The sequence below is a fragment of the Bacillota bacterium genome (genome assembly GCA_023511455.1).
Classification (GTDB): domain Bacteria; phylum Armatimonadota; class HRBIN16; order HRBIN16; family HRBIN16; genus HRBIN16.
This window is the reverse complement of record JAIMBJ010000027.1, coordinates 34,336-51,474: the sequence shown is the minus strand read 5'-3', so window position 1 is coordinate 51,474 and position 17,139 is coordinate 34,336. Positions and strand designations below refer to the sequence as shown.

Below are 17,139 nucleotides of genomic sequence, written 5' to 3'. Positions count from 1 at the left end.
TCAGTACCCCCCCCCCGTTTGAGTAGCAAAGCAAGGCGTTTCATCTCTTTTGCTCCTTTCACGAGGGGTAGAAGTCTGCTTACATGATACAGCGATTTTCCCAAAATGTCAACGGTTTTGGGAGGGCGTTCGAGAATTGTTGAGAAGTTGGTTGTAGCGCAAGGAGAGAGGAGTTCTTGCTACTCCTTGTCTTACCTGACCCCCGTCGCCTCTCCTACGAGGAGAGGGGCGTTCCCCCTTCACTGCGAGGGAAGGGGGCAAGGGGGTTAGGTAATCTATCCATTCAACCACCAATTTCGAACACCCTCGGGTTTTGAGGGGAGTTCCCCAAAAAGTAGGTAGTCCCACCCGACCTTCCGGCGGGCGGGGAGGCATGTCACACATCAGCAGGTGCCTTGCCATGCAGAGGCGCGCAGTGCACTTTCAAACACCCCTCTGCCGGTAAGTCGGTGCTTGAACCCTGCGGTTGTACAGTTACCTCAATACCGCCTCAGGCACGAGCAGCTCCGACGGGTGACGGGACACATATGGCGGCACGTCGTATAACTCCAGCACGCACCGCAGGCTGTCCAGCGCAATCGCCCAGATTTGCCCATCTGCCCCCTTTGGAACCACGACGGTCAGCTGCTGGGACGGCAACACTGCTTGCCTGCCCATCTCGGAGATGTCGCCATACTCGCGGATGTCCTGGTCCACGATGACAGATACCTGGTCACCCGCCAGTACCTTTTCGCGACGGATCACCGTGCGGTTAGGCAAGCGTATCTCCACTGTGGTGTGCGGCCAGCCTCCAGAGACGACGCCGATAACGAAATGCCTCGTGCCCTTCGGCACGTAGAAGTAGAGCGGCTGGTCCAAGCGAGGCATCCACAGGCACAACGGCTTCTGCTCCCACCGATTCCCTCGCCCCGCCCACACTGAGAGCGGACGCCGGTCAAACTCTATCTGCGCTGCCTTCCAGTAGTCGGTGCCCGGGTCCAGCACATACACGCCGTCGGCGGGCAGGGTGGCTTGCAGAGTCGCAGGCTGTCCCTTTTCCGCCTTCAGTTCTCCCTGCGCGACAGGATTGCCACCCGCTGTCTGCAGGCTCCAACGGCAGTCTATGGTGTGCCCGCCGTCAAAGGGGGTGAAGGTCAGGCGCAGCGGCTCCCCCTGTTTGCCTGTGAAGAAGTGCAGCCCACTCTCTACGAACAGCATGGAACGGGGTACCTCCCCCCACGCCTGCACTGCCTTAGAAAGCCGCTCCTGTGCGGGCACCAGCTTCCCAGTAAACTGTTTGCCCTGTATCTCCACCGCCACCGGCACCAGCTCGTCCAATCGCTTCAGGTCATCGGCGAAGTCGCGTTGCACCTCTTCGGGCGTCGGGATGTCGGTGCGCTCGGTTTTCCACGCATCCGTCTGCTGCCAGCTGAAGCCGGGGATACGCTCCAGCGCGGCGAAGCGCGGGCGGAACCAGTCGTTCAACATCGGGTAGGAATGCACGATGCCGGTATCCATGACGCGCCGCGAGTAGACTACCAGCTCCCGCGCCCGCGCCAATACCTCGGCGGGGTCGCTCACCAGCTTACCGCCCTCGTCCCAGCGCGCGACGCGGTCATACTCCATCCACAGGCGTTGCCAGTGCAGATACATCGCTATCTGGTCTAAACGGGCGCGCACCTGCGGGTCTTTTGCGAGACGGTATGCCTCTTGCAGGTCGGTCAGCGCAAGCTTCAACCCACGGGGGGAGAAGCGTTCGCCTTTTGCCCAACGTTCATACAGACGGCGCATGGGTCTGGCGGCAGCACCAAACGCTTTCTGGTAGAACTCGTTCGCCAATGACGTGGCATCCAGGTTGGGGTTCCACATCAGCCGCGCCGCTATCCAGTAACCGGGTCCGTTCGATGCCCAGTTGATGGACGACTCCGCGCTGTAGGTGTTCAATCCCAGCCGATGATACTCTTTGATGCTGCTGGCGATTTCATAGAAGCGACCGCCTTTGGCAGCTCCGGGCAGGCTCCAGTCCCACGGATATACCCCGAAATAGTCGTATACCCCTAACTCGGCGCCCAGCTCTCGCAGCCGGCTGACCTGCTGCTCGAAGGTCAGGCTGGTGTAGCGGAAGCCAGTGGTCACCTGCACGTAGACGCCCGGCTCGATACGAAAGCGGGGCGGTTCACTGTGGTAGGCATAGGATAACAAGCCCACCCATTTGTCGGGGTAGCGGGCGCGCACCGCCTTCGCCACGAGGTTCGCCAGATAGAACGCCTGGTCGCTGGCATTGCCGATGGCTTTACAGCCGTCGCACTCGCAGTAGCCGCCGCCATCGTTTGGCTCCACCGACGCCATCACCTCTTGTGGGTTCTGCGCGAACCGCGCCAGCACGCCCTCTATCACCCGTTGCTGCACCGCGGGATTGCTCACACACAACTGCGTGGGCTGGCGCTTGCCATCCACCAGCGCAAACCACTCGGGATGCCGCTCAAACTCGCTATGGGGCACGTACGCCTCGTAGGCGTGTCCAGCCCTCACGGGGAAGTGTCCTCCCTGACGGTTGGCTCTGAACCACGTGCGGTAGTGCTGGGCAAGCGTGGGGGTGTTTGCGCCCCAGTTATACCAGATAACGCGGTCTTTGAAGGCAGGTTTCTCGCGCAGGTTCACGTTCACGCGAAGCGTGGGTTTGCGGGGGATGACCCACCACGCGGGGTCGGCAAAGAACCAGCGACAGCCCGTCTCCTCCAGCAGGCGATACACCGCGTGCTGCAAACCCAGTGTGGTGTTTGCCAGTAGCCATAGCCGTTTCGCCTCGCTGCGGAGGAGATAGCCTTCAGGGCCCAGATCCGCTAACTGCTCGCGTTGCGCGACATCGGGGAACTGCTCAGCGGTCGCCAGGATGATGGCGGGTTGTGTGGTGGGGAGAGTTTGTATGGAAAACTTCTCCGCACCCACTACCTTCTGAAGCCACTCGGCGAGTTCCTTGGCGAGGTCGGCATGTTCCTGTTGCTGGGCAGCTGCGATGACGCAGCGCGGCTTGCCCCGCTCTGCGATGGTGAACGGTTCGCTCTGCACAGCAGTAGCGGTAATGGTCAATATGCACATCATAGCCAGCCCTTTCATGGTCTTGTCTCCCGTAAGTGTAGACAGCTCAATTTGTTACCTCATGAACCACCAAGACACTAAGAACACCAAGCACACAAAGATTTCACCTTGCTGACCCTTTGTGTGTTCGTGCCTTAGTGGTTTTCCTCTGAATTGAACCACCAAGACACCAGGAACACGAAGAGTTTGTTTCCGTGACCCTACATGTGCATATTTTAATCTTTGGTGAGTCGGGAAAAAACCTCCCGGTGGCAGGTTTCTAACTACGCAGGGCTTATTCCAGCCTCAGTCCGCCCGTGCCTGCAAAACACGGTACGAGTAAGGCGATATACTCATGCGAACAACCCTCCCGCGCGGGATTGCAGTTTCACCGTTTTGGACGTCTTTTAGTGCAGCAACTGGCGGCAGACTGCGCTTGCGCAACGGCACGACACCCTCCCATCGGCGTTGGCTGTTGTTCAGCAGTACCACGAAGGCATCGGTGGCGTCCCAGCGGGCGTAAGCGAATACGCTGTTCTCCGCAGTCAGTACTTCAAACGCGCCGGTGCGCCACGCGGTGCTGGATTGACGCAGGGCGATAAGGTCGCGGATGTGCTGATGCAGACGACGGTTCCACTTCCGTTTGTCCCACTCGAAGCAGGCACGGCAATGCGGGTCAGCTTCGTCCGTCATGCCGATTTCGTCACCGTAGTAGATGCAGGGCGCCCCCGGCAGAGTGAACAGCAACGTGTAGCCCAGCATGGCGCGGCGGGTGTCGTTGCTGCACACGGTCAGCCAGCGTGCGGTGTCGTGACTGCCCAGCAGGTTCAACAGGGCGCAGGTCGCCTCCGATGGGTATCGGCGGAACAGGCGGCTGAGCTTCGTGGCGAAAGTGGATGCATCCATGGTGCCCTTCGCGAAGAACTCCACGCACAGGTCGCGTAAGGGATAGTTCATCACCGCATCGAACTGGTCGCCCTGCAGCCAGCGTCTGGCGTCTTTCCAGATTTCGCCCACGATGTAGGCGTCGGGGTTCGCCGATTTCACCACCTGTCGGAACTCGCGCCAGAAGGTATCGTCATCGATTTCGTTCGGCACGTCCAGCCGCCAGCCGTCCGCGCCCTGCTCGATCCAGTAACGCGCCACGCTCAGCAGGAACTGTCGCACCTGCGGGTTGTCGGTGTTGAACTTGGGCAGCGAACGGATGCCCCACCAGCTTTCATAATTCGCCTTCTTGCGCCCATCGTAGGGGAAGATGGGAAACTTCTTAATGTGGAACCACCCCACGTAGGGAGAGTGTGCGCCGTTCTCCACCACATCATGGAACGCATAAAAGCCGCGCCCGCAGTGATTGAACACGCCGTCCAGAATCAGTCGCATCCCGCGACGGTGCATCTCTTGCACCAGATTCTGAAAGTCCTCCATCGTGCCCAGTTTAGGGTCGATGCGGAAGTAGTCGTAGGTGTTATAGCGATGGTTGGAAGTGGCTTGAAAGATGGGGTTCAGGTAGATGGCGGTGATGCCCAGCTCCTGCAGGTAGTCCAGCTTCTGCAGGATGCCCTGCAGGTCGCCGCCCATGAAGTTATAGGGCGTGGGCGGGGCGCCCCACGGATGCACGTTGGCGGGATCGTTGGTACGGTCGCCGTTGGCAAAGCGGTCGGGGAAAATTTGATAGAAGACGGCGTGTTTCACCCAGTTGGGCGTGCGGAACTCACTCATCTTGGGCTTCCTGGCTCCATTGCTCCAGCATCTGTGCGAACTGTTGCAGTTGCGTGCGCACCCGATCGAAGAGTGGACGCATCTCTTCGACCAGTTGCATCACCCGCTGCGGGTTCAATCGGAAAGAATAGACGTTGCGCACCACGTGGCGAAAGCGCATGTACTCATCCAGCTGCGTCACTGTGCCTTCGTCGAGTACAGGCGGGCGCACTGTGGGCACGGAGAAACTCATTTGCTCCAGCAGGTCGCGATGCCACCGCTCTCCGGCGGGCGCAGAGTGGTCTACGACTCGTGCAATCTGCAGGAAGATTCGCTCCAGCGTGGTGTAAAAATCGTGCAAGTTGTGTGCGGCAGCGTCCAGGTAAACGTCCTCGCCGGGATGTTGATGCAGAAGTAGCCGTGCGCGCTCTGCCCTGCGAACTACCTGTTCGATATCCTGCAGCTCCGTGCGGATGCGCGCGGCGAGTACGCGGTAGTCATCGTGGCTCATACGTCTACACCCTCCTGCTCAATCACGTGCAGGATGCCCGGCTGACACGTGCTGACATCCACCAGATTGACCTCTATCTCGCTGTCCAGATAAGCAACAGCACTCATTGCCCGAAGGGTATCCTGCGGTGCGATACCCCACGCGGCGATGTCCACATCGGAACGTTCGTCGAACATGCTGGGGCGCAGCAGTGAGCCAAACACTACCACGCGCGTCACTCCATACTCGCGACGCAACAGTTCCGCCGCTTCTCGAGCCAGCTGCCACGCGCGCTGGTACCGTTTCTGCCGCTGCCTCTCGACTTTGCGACGACGCTGGCGCAACGTTTCGATGTATGGCTGCCACTCCGGTTCGCTCATGGCTGCCACCGCCTTGCCTCTATTATAGCATACGGGGCAGGATTCTCCCGAAAGTAGAGGAAGTAACCCAATATGAAGCATCGGTACACACGGATGGCGGGGGTGCTGCTGCATCCCACCTCTCTGCCCGGTCCGTTCGGCATCGGCGAGCTGGGCAGTACAGCCTACCGATTTGTAGACTGGCTGGCGCGGGCGGGGCAAAGCCTCTGGCAGGTGTTGCCTCTCGCGCCAACGGGATTCGCCGACTCGCCGTACGCCGCCTTTTCCGCCTTCGCTGGCAATCCTTTGCTGATTAGCCTGCAGCGGCTACATGACGAAGGGTTACTCTCCGACAGCGACTTCGCCGATTACCCCATGCTTCCGCAGGACAGGGTCGATTACGGACTGGTCATCCCGCACAAAATGACGTTGCTGCGTCGGGCATATGAGCGATGGAAGTCGCGAGCCACCAGCGAGGATTACCATCAGCTGGACGCCTTTCGCAGGGAGCAGGCGCACTGGCTGGAGGATTTCGCGCTGTTCATGGCGTTGAAAGAGGTGTTCGGGGGCAGAGCGTGGACGGAATGGGACAACGAGTTCGCCCTGCGCCGCCCGGATGCGCTGCGGAAGGCGCGTAGCGAGCTACAGGATGCGATACAGTTCCATGTTTTTCTGCAATACCGGTTCCGTCAGCAGTGGCTGGATGTGAAGCGCTACGCGAACGAGCGAGGCATCCGCATCATGGGCGACATGCCCATCTTCGTGGCGCACGACAGCGCGGACGTGTGGGCGCACCCGGAAATGTTCCATTTAGACCGCCGCGGCAACCCCACGTTCGTCGCCGGTGTGCCCCCGGATTACTTCAGCCCGACGGGGCAACGATGGGGCAACCCCGTCTACCGATGGGATGTGCTCAAGAGGCAAGACTATCGCTGGTGGGTTGAGCGGTTTCGCGCCATCTTGCAACTGGTGGATATGGTGCGAGTAGACCACTTTCGCGGTTTCGCGGCATACTGGCGGGTACCCGCTTCGGAACCAACGGCAGTCAGCGGAAAGTGGGTGCGAGTGCCCGGCAGGGAGCTGTTTGGGACGCTAAAGCGGGAGCTGGGCGAACTGCCCATTGTTGCAGAGGACCTTGGCATCATCACACCGGATGTGGTGCGCTTGCGTAAGGGACTGGGCTTCCCGGGGATGCGGGTGTTGCAATTTGCCTTCGACGGCGACCCCGACAATCCGTACCTTCCTTTTAACTACGAGCTGGATACCGTTGTATACACCGGCACGCACGATAACGATACGCTGGTCGGCTGGTTTGCAAGCTTGAGCTACGAGGAAAAACGGCGCGTGTTCGATTATATCGGGCGCGAGGACATCAGCATCCACTGGGAGATGATTCGGCTGGCTTATGCTTCAGTAGCATGGATAGCGGTTATCCCCCTGCAGGACTGGCTGGGGTTGGGAAGCGAGGCGAGGATGAACCAGCCCGGTCGCGAAGAGGGCAACTGGCAGTGGCGGTGTCGGTCAGAATACCTGAATGAGGAGTTAGCAGAGGCTATAGCGAAAATGTGTGTGATTTACGGGCGCAAAAGGTATTGACAGATTTATGGAAGTTGTGCTAACGTGTAGACAGGGTAGACACACCCGAAAAGGACGGAAAGGGGGTAACACTCTCGGTGTCCAGTTGGAAACAGCAACAGATATCGCCGGTGGTCGCCTGGGTAACTATCATCGTGGTGGTTGCTATCGCGGCGTTCACCATCTGGCGATACACGGGTAGCCCGGGGCGCAAGGGCATGACGGAGGAACAGCGAAGGCAGATGGAACAGATGTTCGGCAATCAGCCCCCTGGTCCCGGCACCAGAGCACCGTCGCCGGGTGCTCCCGCGCCCACCGCGCCATCGACGCGGTGAGGCTGGCACGATATCCAAAACACACCACAACATACTTGAGGAGGGTATCCATGAAACGCCACGCATTTACGCTCATCGAGTTACTGGTTGTTATCGCGATTATCGCGATACTGGCAGCCATTCTGTTCCCTGTGTTTGCACAGGCTAGAGCAACTGCCCGCAGGACCGCCTGTCTGTCCAACATGAAGCAGCTGACGCTGGGGATGCTGCAGTACAATCAGGACTACGATGAGAAGTTCCCCGGATGGGACTGGGGCTTCTTCTGCAACGGTGGGAACCAGGGTCTTCCCCGCGACTCCGCCGCGTTCTGGACGATGGCAATCTACCCCTACGTGAAAAACGACGGGGTGTATCAGTGCCAGGACGACCCGTTGCAGTGGAACGATGCATGGGCAAGCTGCAGTGACGACGGAGGGCGGAATGACCGCTTCGCGCCCATCAACCCTGCAAACGGTTAGCCCTGCAACTTCTGGGACGCCTGCAACCCGCGTTTCGTCTCGTATGGCTTAAACGAGTCTCTGGCTAACGGACGTGCGCTCGCCAGTGTTCCCACCCCGTCCAACTGGGCTCTGTTCTTCGACAGCTCGGCGCAGCTGGTAGACATCTGGGTCGGGGAAGGACCCAATGCGGACAACTTCAACTGGATTGCCGCACGCACCGCATTTGCCACTGAAGGCTGCTGCAAGATATGGACCTGCTGCCGCACCGCCGAATCCTGGATTCAGGAGTTCGGTCAGGGTGAACTGGACCAGCTGCCCCGCCACGCTGGCGGCGAGAACGTGAGCTTCGTGGACGGACACGCCAAGTTCTTCCGCTGGACGCAGCTGACCTGGGGCAACATGACGACCGGCAGCTTGTAATCTGCGGTCTACAGTCTGACCAAAGGGCGAGCGAGGCGCGCTCGCCCTTTGTTTGCATAAAGGAAGCGGAGGCGCAAGTCGCCGGAATGAAATGTGGCATTCTGTTTTTCACGTTGTTTGCGTTGCTGCTCACCGCTAACACAAAGGGAGGCAACATGCCTGGCCGTTCTGACGATGCACTGGCTTATTTGCAGAGATGCAACGTGATATGGGATACCCCTTCTGCCGATAGCTCCGGCTCCATGCCGCTGGGCAACGGCGACATTGGCGTGAACGTGTGGGTGGAACCGAACGGCGACCTCGTGTTCTACCTCAGCAAGACCGATGCATGGAGCGAGGTAAACCGCCTGCTGAAGCTGGGCAGGGTGCGCGTGACCCTCTCCCCTTCCCTGCTGAACGGAGGCAGGTTCTTCCGGCAGGAGCTTCGGCTCTTGCAGGGCGAGGTGCTGATTCAGGGAGGTAACCCCGACAAACCGACCAGCCTGCGCGTATGGGTAGACGCCTATCGTCCTGTGGTGTGGGTGGATGTCGACAGCCCGCAGCCCGTGCATGTTCGTGCCCATGTGGAAATCTGGCGCAACTCGAACCGCAGGCTGGAAGGACGCGAGCTGTTCAGCGCATACGGGCTGATGGACGCCCCTTTCCCCGTGGTGGAACATGCCGACACCGTCCTGGAAGACCATCGCGACCGCGTGGTCTGGTTCCACCGCAACCCCACCTCTATTTTCGAGCAAACCCTGCGCCATCAGGGGCTGCAGAGCCTGATTGGGAAGATACCCGACCCCCTGCTCTATCGCACTTTCGGCGGGATGATGCGCGGCAAAGGATTGACCCGTGAGGATGCGCGCACCCTGCGCAGTGCCAACCCCGCAAAGCGGTTTTCCATCGCGATACACTTACTGACTGCGCAGACCGACACGGTAAAGCAATGGATTGAAAGACTGGAAGCCCAGGCGGCGAGAACGGAATCGGTTCCGCGCAACCAGGCGCGAGCCGCACATCAGCGATGGTGGCTCAGCTTCTGGCGACGGAGCTGGATTGTGGTGAGTAGCACCCCGCAGGCTGATGTTGTCACACAAGGGTATGCGCTGCAGCGGTTCATCAACGCCTGCGCCGGGCGAGGGGCGTATCCCATCAAGTTCAATGGCTCCATTTTTACGGTGGACTCGCGTGAATCGGACGAGCACTTCGATGCGGATTACCGTCGATGGGGCGGGGAGTACTGGTTTCAGAACACGCGGTTGCCCTACTGGAGCATGATACCTGCGGGCGATTTCGAGATGATGCAGCCTCTGTTCAGGATGTATGCGAACGCCTTACCTCTGGCGAAGGAGCGAACCCGCCTCTACTTTGGACACGAAGGAGCCTATTTCCCCGAAACCATCACCTTCTGGGGAACCTACGCCAACTGCAACTACGGCTGGAACCGCGAAGGCAAGCCGATTTCCCATATCGATAACCCCTATATCCGTTACTACTACTCGTGCAATCTGGAACTGCTGACGCTGGCGCTGGAGTACTTCTTCCACACAGGCGATAAACGTTTTCTCCATGACACGCTTCTGCCTTTTGCGGATGCTTCTATCGCGTTCTACGACCGCCACTTCCCACGCGATGATGGGGGTAAATTGCTGTTCAAGCCAGCGCAATCGCTGGAGACATACCCCGATGTGGTCAACCCTCTGCCGGATATCGCCGGACTGCGCTGGACGCTGGAGGGGTTGCTGCGGCTGCCGCTGGGTAAAGAACACGCACATCGGCGCCACCTGTGGCAACGGTTGCTTGGGCAGTTGCCGCCTTTGCCAGCAAGGACCGAGAACGGGCAAACCTTCCTGCTGCCTGCGCAGGAGATACTGGCGCCGCCCATCAACTCGGAAAACCCCGAACTTTACGCCGTCTTTCCGTACCGACTTTACGGCGTGGGCAAGCCGGACATTCAGGTAGCACGCAATACTTACGCCCGTCGTCCTTACAAAGGCAACGAAGGCTGGCGACAGGATCCCATCTGGGCGGCGATGCTGGGAATGGCAGAAGAAGCCCGCAATATGGTAGCGCAGCGATTCGCCACCAAACACCCCGGCAGTCGGTTTCCTGCCTTCTGGGGACCCAATTACGACTGGATACCCGACCAGGACCATGGCTGCGCAGGCATGATTGCACTGCAGGCGATGCTGATGCAGACGGATGGCAACAGGATTCTGCTGTTCCCTGCGTGGCCGAAAGGATGGGACGTTTCCTTCCGCCTGCACGCGCCGGGCAAAACGGTGGTGGAAGGCGTGTTCCGCGCGGGCAAGCTGCAAACGCTGAAGGTAACGCCCGCCATCAGGGAGAAGGATGTTACTGTGCTAGAGCCTCAGTAGAGCGAGGAAACGGGTTATGCCGCGTGCGATCGTCACAGGCGGAGCGGGATTTCTGGGGTCGCATCTGGTAGACAGGTTGCTGGCGGAAGGCTACGAAGTGATTGCGCTGGATAATCTGATTACCGGACGCATCGAGAACATCGCGCACCTTGCGGGCAACGAGCGTTTCCGCTTCATCAAACAGGATGTTACCGAGTATCTGTACATCGATGGTGCGGTAGACATCGTGTTCCATTTCGCCTCGCCCGCCAGCCCGGTGGACTTCGCCACGAGGCCCATTCAGATACTGAAGGTGAACGCACTGGGCACCCACAAAACGCTGGGGCTGGCGAAGGCGAAAGGCGCGCGATACGTGCTGGCTTCCACCTCCGAAGTGTACGGCGACCCTCTGGTGCATCCGCAGACCGAAGACTATACGGGCAATGTGAACCCAGTCGGCGTGCGGGGTGCATATGATGAGGGCAAACGCTTTGCAGAAGCGATGACGATGGCGTACCATCGCCATCACGGGCTGGACACACGCATTGTGCGTATTTTCAATACCTTTGGCGAGCGGATGCGCCTGGATGACGGCAGGATGATCCCCAACTTCATCGGGCAGGCATTGCGTGGCGAGCCTATCACCGTGTACGGCGATGGACAGCAGACCCGCAGCTTCTGCTACGTTTCCGACCTGATTGAAGGAGTCTGGCGGCTCTCACAGCTGCCCGACTATCACGAGCCGGTCAATATCGGCAATCCGGATGAGCGCACGGTGCTGGAAATTGCTCAGTTGGTCAAACAGCTGGCGCAAAGTTCCAGCAACATCGTGTTCTGCCCGCTATTTTCTCCGGACGAGCCGCGCCGACGCAGACCCGATATCACCCGTGCACGTCAGCTGCTGGGCTGGGAACCGCAGGTGAGCGTGGAAGAAGGACTGAGGCGCACCCTCGAACACTTTCGGGCGCGCCTCGCCGGAAGATAACTTTTATGACGTCGCCTCTTTCTCTTCCGCCAGTGCTGCCAGAAACGCATCCACGCCCGCCTGAGCCACGATGCGGTCTTGCTCCACCGTACCGGAGCTCACCCCGACCGCGCCGATGACCTGTCCGTCGACAATGATAGGCAGTCCACCGCCGAAAATCATGAACCGTCCCTGGTTGCTGACGTGAATGCCGAAAACCGGGCCTCCTTGCGGTGAAGCACTCAGGGCGTACTCGTGGGTGCCTCGCCTTGTGCCCGCAGCGGTAAATGCTTTGTTGATGGCGATGTCGATGCTGGTGATGCGGGCATTGTCCATGCGGCAAAAGGCGAGTAGATTACCGCCGTCGTCCACGACGGCGATGTCCATATCCTGTCCCAATTCCCGAGACTTGGCTTCACACGCCTGAACGATTAACTTTGCTCCCTCCAGCGTCAGTTTGATTCGGTTTCGCTGTACCAGCGCCATCGATGTGCCTCCCTGAAAAATCGCTTTTTGGATAGTCCTGTAACCCAGTATACCACTTCAATCGGTCGTGAGCAACGGCGGCGCAGGAGCTTTGTTTGCTGTGGCGAATACAAGCAGAAAATGAGGGTTTGGTTGCTTTCCGTGTTTTGTATAGGGTGTGGACTGGCATTGGCAGGGCGTGGCAACTGCCAGAGTAACTGGCGTGCCCCGGTGCTAGTACGCAACGCTGAACCGCTGAACATCCTCTTTCTTCAGGCTCCTCCTGCTTCAGCATCGGTTCTCACGGAAGGCGAGACACAACTGCAATTGAACTTGGACGTGGTGAATCACCTGCTGTTTGATAGGGATTCAGGAAGCCGTTTGGAACAGGACTTCGAGGTACAGCGGCTCACCGCAACGGTCGCGTGCGGTGTCGGCAATAACGCGGAGGTTGTTGTGCACCTGCCCATGCTCGCACGCAACGGCGGCGTCATGGATGAGGTCATCAACACCTGGCACCGCTGGTTTGGCTTCAAAGGCGGAGGAAGAGCCAGCCACCGCAGCTACCGGGTACGCGAGTGGATTGTGCGTGACGGAAAAACACTGGTTTCACTGGACGGTGCCGCCGTTGGGATAGGAGATACCACGCTGGAGGTGCGCCAGTCGCTGGGTCGGCTCGGACGAAGCTTCTGGGCGGTGCGGGTGATGCTCAAACTGCCAACGGGCTGCGCCTCACAGCAGTTTGGCAGTGGAGCGGTTGACGCAGGGGCTGGAGTTGTAATGACCTACTGGTGCGGGAGCCGCCTGGTGTGGCACATGAACCTGAGCAAAGTATGGGTAGGACGCCCTTCCAGCCTCGGCGTGTCAGCGCGCGACATGGTGCAATGGTTATTGGCGGTGGAGTATCTGGCAGACAGGCAGGTCTCTCTGGTCGCTCAGATAGACGACAACCGTACTCCTGTCGTTGTGGGATTGCCCTACGCCGATGGCGCGCGCCGCTCCCTCACCATCGGACTGATTCGCGAAATTCGCTCCGGACTGCACGCGGAGCTGTCACTTACCCAAAACCAGTTCGGCTGGCTGGCACGAGTCGCCCCGGACTTCCATTTGCATCTTGGCATACGATGGGAGCGGTAAACCTTAAAATTTCTTTAACATTGGTGCGTTACGATAATTGTGGCGTAAACAATGATGTCACGAGAGAAAGAAACAGGGAGGACGATAGGCATGCGGCTTAAAGCCTTAGCAGCAACGGCGTATTTGCCGGTAGTTCTGGCTGTAGTCATGGCAGTGGGGTGTGCGCCTAAAAAACAGGCTTCAACCGATAGCGCCAGCAAAGTGCAGATTACAGGAGCGGGATCCACTTTTGTGTATCCCCTGATGTCGCGCTGGTCTTCGGAGTATGCCAAACTGACGGGCGTACAGGTGAATTACCAGAGCATCGGTAGCGGGGGAGGCATCCAGCAGTTCAAGGAGGGCACCATTGACTTCGGTGCGACCGATGTAGCAGTGTCGGAAGAGGAGGAGAAAACCTTCACCCGTCCATTTGTGCAATTTCCGGTGGTAGCGGGCACGGAGGCAGTGGTCTACAATCTGCCCGGCATCACCCAGAACCTGAAACTCACCCCCGACGTACTGGTAGACATCTTTCTCGGCAAGGTGAAGAAGTGGAACGATGCGCGCATTGCGCAGCTGAACCCGGATGTGCAGTTGCCGGATATGAACATCGTGGTTGTCCATCGGTCGGATGGCAGCGGCACCACGTACATTTTCACGGACTACCTGTCTACGGTCAGCTCCGAGTGGGAGCAGAAGGTGGGGCGTGGGAAGTCGGTGAGCTGGCCGACCGGTGTTGGGGCGAAGGGCAATGAAGGGGTCACCGGTCAGGTGAAGCAATTGCCGGGCGCAATCGGATATGTAGAGCTGAACTACGCGCGTCAGAATAACCTGGCATTTGCAGCCATCCAGAACGCGGCTGGCCAGTTTGTATTGCCCAGTCAGGAGACCGGTACCGCAGCGACCCGCGCCGCCTTAGAACGACTACAGCGGGACATCCGCAGCAGCGTGGTGAACATGTCTGGGGAAAACGCCTATCCGATTACCGGCTTCGTATATGTCTTGCTGGACAAACAGCCCAAAGATACGGCAAAGTCGGCAGAGATGAAGAAGTTCTTCGAGTGGGTACTGAAGAACGGACAGAAGATAGCAGGGGAGCTGGACTACGTGCCGCTCGCAGAAGAAGTGGTTCAAATGTCCTTGCAGAAACTCGCCGAGGTGCCATAACTGAATGAACGAACCGGCAACGGATGCAGCTGCAAGTTTCAGGATACGTCGGTACAGGAGAAGCAGCGCTTTCTGGTCTGACCGTCTTTTCAGGGCGGTTGTCATTGCATCAGCCTCAGTGTTGGGACTGCTCATACTGTTCTTTGCGTACGAGCTGTGGCAGTCTTCGACGCTGAGCATCCGTACCTTTGGATGGCGGTTCTGGGTGTCGCGCGATTGGGACCCGGTGCGCGAACGGTTTGGGGCTTTGCCCTTCATCTGGGGCACGCTGGTCACCTCCATCGCTGCGTTGATTCTCGCCGTGCCGCTCAGCCTGGGAACCGCCATCTTCATCGCTGAGGTCGCCCCCCGCTGGCTGCGACCGCCGGTCTCTTTCGTCGTGGAGCTGCTGGCAGCCATTCCCTCTGTGGTGTATGGCTTGTGGGGAGTGTTTGTGATGGTTCCCTGGTTGCGTGAGCACGTGCAGATTCCGCTGGAACAGCGATTCGGGCATATCCCGCTGTTTCAAGGTCCTGCCGTAGGTGTCAGCATGATGGCAGCTATCCTGGTGCTCGCAGTCATGATTATCCCCTACATCACCGCGGTATCGCGCGAGGTGATACTGGCGGTGCCACAGTCGCAGCGTGAAGCATCGTACGGTCTGGGTGCTACCAAGTGGGAAACCATCCGGCGGGTGGTGCTACGCTACGCACGGGTGGGTATACTCGGCGCAATTATCCTCGGGTATGGGCGCGCTGTTGGCGAGACGATGGCGGTCACAATGGTCATCGGCAACCGTCCCGAAATCTCGTTGTCCCTGCTGCACCCCGGCTACACCATGGCGAGCGTCATCGCCAATGAGTTTACCGAAGCCACCTCGCCCCTGTATCTGTCATCGCTTACCGAGATAGGTTTATTGCTGTTCGTTATCACCCTGCTGATTAACGCGCTGGCTCGGTTCCTCGTGTGGCGCGTTTCCAGAGGGGAGGTGCATTACTGATGCGCATCTCAAGGATTCACGAGTTTTGGCGCAGGTTTATCAACGCAGTATCGCTGGCACTTACCGGCGTTTGCGCAGCCATCGTGATGGCGCCGGTGTTCATCATCCTCGCCTACCTGCTCATGAACGGCATTCGATCCATCAACGTAGAGTTCCTCACTAGTCTACCCAAATCGCCAGGAGAGCCGGGCGGCGGAGTGGCAAACGCCATTGTGGGCAGCTTCTACATGGTAGGGTTGGGGCTCATTCTCTCGTTACCCGTTGGTGTGGGTGCAGGCGTGTACCTGGCGGAGTTCGGGCGGACGCGCTATGCGCAGGTGATTCGTTTCATTGCCGATGTGCTGAACGGGGTGCCCAGCATCGTCATCGGCGTATCGGTATGGGCTTTGCTGGTGGTGCCTTTGCGTTCGTTTTCTGCGCTGGCTGGCGGAGTGGCGCTATCGTTCATCATGATCCCCATGATCGCCCGCACGACCGAGGAGATGGTACGCGCGGTTCCTAACATGCTGCGTGAAGCATCGCTGGGTTTGGGCGCGACCTACGCCCGCACCATGTGGAGTGTGGTATTGCCTGCCGCACGAGGGGGTATCGTCACTGGCGTGATGCTGGCTCTGGCGCGCGCGTTTGGGGAGGCTGCTCCTCTGCTGTTTACCGCACTGGGCAACCGCTACTGGAACTTCTATCTGGACCGCCCCATGGCGAACCTGCCCACCCAGATATACGAGTACGCCAAGTCACCTTATGTAGACTGGCACCGCCAGGCGTGGGCGGCTGCGCTGGTATTGATTACAGTGGTGCTGGTGCTGAATGTCATCGCGCGTATCTCAACCCGTGAGCGATTCCGTGCATTGAGGTGACACCGATGCAAGAAGGTATTCCTGCTCTCACCGTCCAACCTGACCTCTTGATGCGGGAGGATGCATCTATGGCAACCGTTGTGTTTCCGCGGCGCGAGGAGGTAACCGCACCGCCGCAGCCCAAAATCAGCACGCGCAACCTGAACGTTTACTACGGCAACTTCCATGCGATAAAGGATGTCAATCTGGACATTCTGCCCAATCACATCACGGCACTTATCGGACCATCGGGTTGCGGAAAATCGACCTTCTTGCGGTGCCTCAACCGCATGAATGACCTGATTGAGAACGCGCGTGTGGAAGGCTCGGTATTGCTGGATGGGCAGGATGTCAACGACCCGCGCACGGATGTGGTCGCTCTGCGGCGACGGGTGGGTATGGTGTTCCAGCGACCGAACCCCTTCCCCATGTCCATCTATGATAACGTGGCGTACGGTCCACGCATACACGGGATACGTCGCCGCAGTGCGCTGAACGAGATAGTCGAGCGAAGCCTCAGACAGGCAGCGCTGTGGGATGAGGTCAAAGACAAGCTCCGGCAATCCGCGCTGGCATTGTCCGGCGGACAACAGCAAAGGTTGTGCATCGCGCGGGTGCTGGCAGTGCAACCGGAAGTGCTACTGATGGATGAGCCTGCCTCCGCGCTGGACCCTACCGCAACCTTCCGCATCGAGGAGCTGATGCAGGAGTTGAAAAGCCGGTATACCATTGTCATCGTCACCCACAACATGCAACAGGCAGCACGTGTCAGTCAGTACACAGGGTTCTTCTATAAAGGAGAGCTGTACGAATTTGGCGAAACAGCCAAGATATTCACGAACCCAGAACGGCGTGAGACTGAAGACTACATCCGCGGACGATTTGGATAACGGGAAGAG

General features: G+C 58.9%; 16 protein-coding genes. 11 read left to right on the top strand and 5 right to left on the bottom strand.

What is annotated here, in order from left to right:
- Nucleotides 1–474 precede the first annotated feature (474 nt).
- The 4 genes from K6U75_13180 to K6U75_13165 all read right to left on the bottom strand — a co-directional run bounded on the left by K6U75_13180 (nucleotide 475) and on the right by K6U75_13165 (nucleotide 5,625).
- Nucleotides 475–3,096, bottom strand: a complete 2,622-nt coding sequence (locus K6U75_13180) for a DUF4838 domain-containing protein (GenBank protein ID MCL6475992.1) — start codon at nucleotides 3,094–3,096, stop codon at nucleotides 475–477.
- Between the two features lie 267 nt (nucleotides 3,097–3,363).
- Nucleotides 3,364–4,776, bottom strand: a complete 1,413-nt coding sequence (locus K6U75_13175; protein ID MCL6475991.1) for a glycoside hydrolase family 13 protein — start codon at nucleotides 4,774–4,776, stop codon at nucleotides 3,364–3,366.
- Nucleotides 4,769–5,266 carry a hypothetical protein gene (locus K6U75_13170; GenBank protein MCL6475990.1) on the bottom strand — a complete coding sequence of 166 codons (498 nt, stop codon included), beginning with the start codon at nucleotides 5,264–5,266 and terminating at the stop codon, nucleotides 4,769–4,771. Before K6U75_13170 ends, K6U75_13175 begins: the two co-directional genes overlap by 8 nt.
- A complete protein-coding gene (locus K6U75_13165) occupies nucleotides 5,263–5,625 on the bottom strand; it encodes a nucleotidyltransferase domain-containing protein (GenBank protein ID MCL6475989.1) in 363 nt (120 codons plus the stop codon). The genes K6U75_13170 and K6U75_13165 overlap by 4 nt, the downstream gene beginning before the upstream one ends.
- 72 nt (nucleotides 5,626–5,697) lie before the next feature.
- Between K6U75_13165 and malQ the strand changes: the two genes are divergently transcribed.
- The 6 genes from malQ to K6U75_13135 all read left to right on the top strand — a co-directional run bounded on the left by malQ (nucleotide 5,698) and on the right by K6U75_13135 (nucleotide 11,698).
- Nucleotides 5,698–7,200, top strand: coding sequence for a 4-alpha-glucanotransferase (malQ, locus tag K6U75_13160; protein MCL6475988.1), 1,503 nt, complete (start codon nucleotides 5,698–5,700; stop codon nucleotides 7,198–7,200).
- A gap of 77 nt (nucleotides 7,201–7,277) precedes the next feature.
- Nucleotides 7,278–7,514: a hypothetical protein gene (locus K6U75_13155; protein MCL6475987.1), complete on the top strand. Its 237-nt coding sequence runs from the start codon at nucleotides 7,278–7,280 to the stop codon at nucleotides 7,512–7,514.
- A gap of 50 nt (nucleotides 7,515–7,564) precedes the next feature.
- Nucleotides 7,565–7,972 carry a DUF1559 domain-containing protein gene (locus K6U75_13150; protein MCL6475986.1) on the top strand — a complete coding sequence of 136 codons (408 nt, stop codon included), beginning with the start codon at nucleotides 7,565–7,567 and terminating at the stop codon, nucleotides 7,970–7,972.
- Between the two features lie 60 nt (nucleotides 7,973–8,032).
- The gene (locus tag K6U75_13145; GenBank protein MCL6475985.1) at nucleotides 8,033–8,374 is read left to right on the top strand and encodes a hypothetical protein; all 342 of its coding nucleotides are present in this window, start codon (nucleotides 8,033–8,035) and stop codon (nucleotides 8,372–8,374) included.
- A 155-nt stretch (nucleotides 8,375–8,529) separates the two neighbouring features.
- A complete protein-coding gene (locus K6U75_13140; protein MCL6475984.1) occupies nucleotides 8,530–10,734 on the top strand; it encodes a DUF5703 domain-containing protein in 2,205 nt (734 codons plus the stop codon).
- Between the two features lie 16 nt (nucleotides 10,735–10,750).
- Entirely contained in the window at nucleotides 10,751–11,698 is a 948-nt protein-coding gene (locus tag K6U75_13135) for an SDR family oxidoreductase (protein MCL6475983.1), read from the top strand.
- 3 nt (nucleotides 11,699–11,701) lie between these two features.
- Here K6U75_13135 and K6U75_13130 read toward each other — a convergent pair whose 3' ends face one another.
- Entirely contained in the window at nucleotides 11,702–12,163 is a 462-nt protein-coding gene (locus K6U75_13130; protein MCL6475982.1) for a heme-binding protein, read from the bottom strand.
- Between the two features lie 132 nt (nucleotides 12,164–12,295).
- Here K6U75_13130 and K6U75_13125 point away from each other — a divergent pair, with 132 nt between their 5' ends.
- From K6U75_13125 to pstB, 5 genes are all read left to right on the top strand, one after another.
- Nucleotides 12,296–13,279, top strand: a complete 984-nt coding sequence (locus K6U75_13125; protein MCL6475981.1) for a DUF3187 family protein — start codon at nucleotides 12,296–12,298, stop codon at nucleotides 13,277–13,279.
- A 90-nt stretch (nucleotides 13,280–13,369) separates the two neighbouring features.
- On the top strand, nucleotides 13,370–14,425 hold the full coding sequence (pstS, locus tag K6U75_13120; GenBank protein MCL6475980.1) for a phosphate ABC transporter substrate-binding protein PstS: 1,056 nt from the start codon (nucleotides 13,370–13,372) through the stop codon (nucleotides 14,423–14,425).
- A gap of 4 nt (nucleotides 14,426–14,429) precedes the next feature.
- Nucleotides 14,430–15,404 (top strand): phosphate ABC transporter permease subunit PstC, encoded by a 975-nt coding sequence (pstC, locus tag K6U75_13115; protein MCL6475979.1) that lies wholly within the window; start codon nucleotides 14,430–14,432, stop codon nucleotides 15,402–15,404.
- Nucleotides 15,404–16,261: a phosphate ABC transporter permease PstA gene (pstA, locus tag K6U75_13110; protein ID MCL6475978.1), complete on the top strand. Its 858-nt coding sequence runs from the start codon at nucleotides 15,404–15,406 to the stop codon at nucleotides 16,259–16,261. The genes pstC and pstA overlap by 1 nt, the downstream gene beginning before the upstream one ends.
- Before the next feature lie 68 nt (nucleotides 16,262–16,329).
- Nucleotides 16,330–17,130, top strand: a complete 801-nt coding sequence (gene pstB / locus K6U75_13105; GenBank protein MCL6475977.1) for a phosphate ABC transporter ATP-binding protein PstB — start codon at nucleotides 16,330–16,332, stop codon at nucleotides 17,128–17,130.
- The last annotated feature ends 9 nt before the right edge of the window (nucleotides 17,131–17,139 follow it).

What these genes read in the sequence shown, in the direction of transcription:
- K6U75_13180 (MCL6475992.1), bottom strand. Translation starts at nt 3,096, where the DNA reads ATGAAAGGGCTGGCTATGATGTGCATATTGACCATTACCGCTACTGCT.
- K6U75_13175 (MCL6475991.1), bottom strand. Translation starts at nt 4,776, where the DNA reads ATGAGTGAGTTCCGCACGCCCAACTGGGTGAAACACGCCGTCTTCTAT.
- K6U75_13170 (MCL6475990.1), bottom strand. Translation starts at nt 5,266, where the DNA reads ATGAGCCACGATGACTACCGCGTACTCGCCGCGCGCATCCGCACGGAG.
- K6U75_13165 (MCL6475989.1), bottom strand. Translation starts at nt 5,625, where the DNA reads ATGAGCGAACCGGAGTGGCAGCCATACATCGAAACGTTGCGCCAGCGT.
- malQ (MCL6475988.1), top strand. Translation starts at nt 5,698, where the DNA reads ATGAAGCATCGGTACACACGGATGGCGGGGGTGCTGCTGCATCCCACC.
- K6U75_13150 (MCL6475986.1), top strand. Translation starts at nt 7,565, where the DNA reads ATGAAACGCCACGCATTTACGCTCATCGAGTTACTGGTTGTTATCGCG.
- K6U75_13140 (MCL6475984.1), top strand. Translation starts at nt 8,530, where the DNA reads ATGCCTGGCCGTTCTGACGATGCACTGGCTTATTTGCAGAGATGCAAC.
- K6U75_13135 (MCL6475983.1), top strand. Translation starts at nt 10,751, where the DNA reads ATGCCGCGTGCGATCGTCACAGGCGGAGCGGGATTTCTGGGGTCGCAT.
- K6U75_13130 (MCL6475982.1), bottom strand. Translation starts at nt 12,163, where the DNA reads ATGGCGCTGGTACAGCGAAACCGAATCAAACTGACGCTGGAGGGAGCA.
- pstS (MCL6475980.1), top strand. Translation starts at nt 13,370, where the DNA reads ATGCGGCTTAAAGCCTTAGCAGCAACGGCGTATTTGCCGGTAGTTCTG.
- pstC (MCL6475979.1), top strand. Translation starts at nt 14,430, where the DNA reads ATGAACGAACCGGCAACGGATGCAGCTGCAAGTTTCAGGATACGTCGG.
- pstA (MCL6475978.1), top strand. Translation starts at nt 15,404, where the DNA reads ATGCGCATCTCAAGGATTCACGAGTTTTGGCGCAGGTTTATCAACGCA.
- pstB (MCL6475977.1), top strand. Translation starts at nt 16,330, where the DNA reads ATGGCAACCGTTGTGTTTCCGCGGCGCGAGGAGGTAACCGCACCGCCG.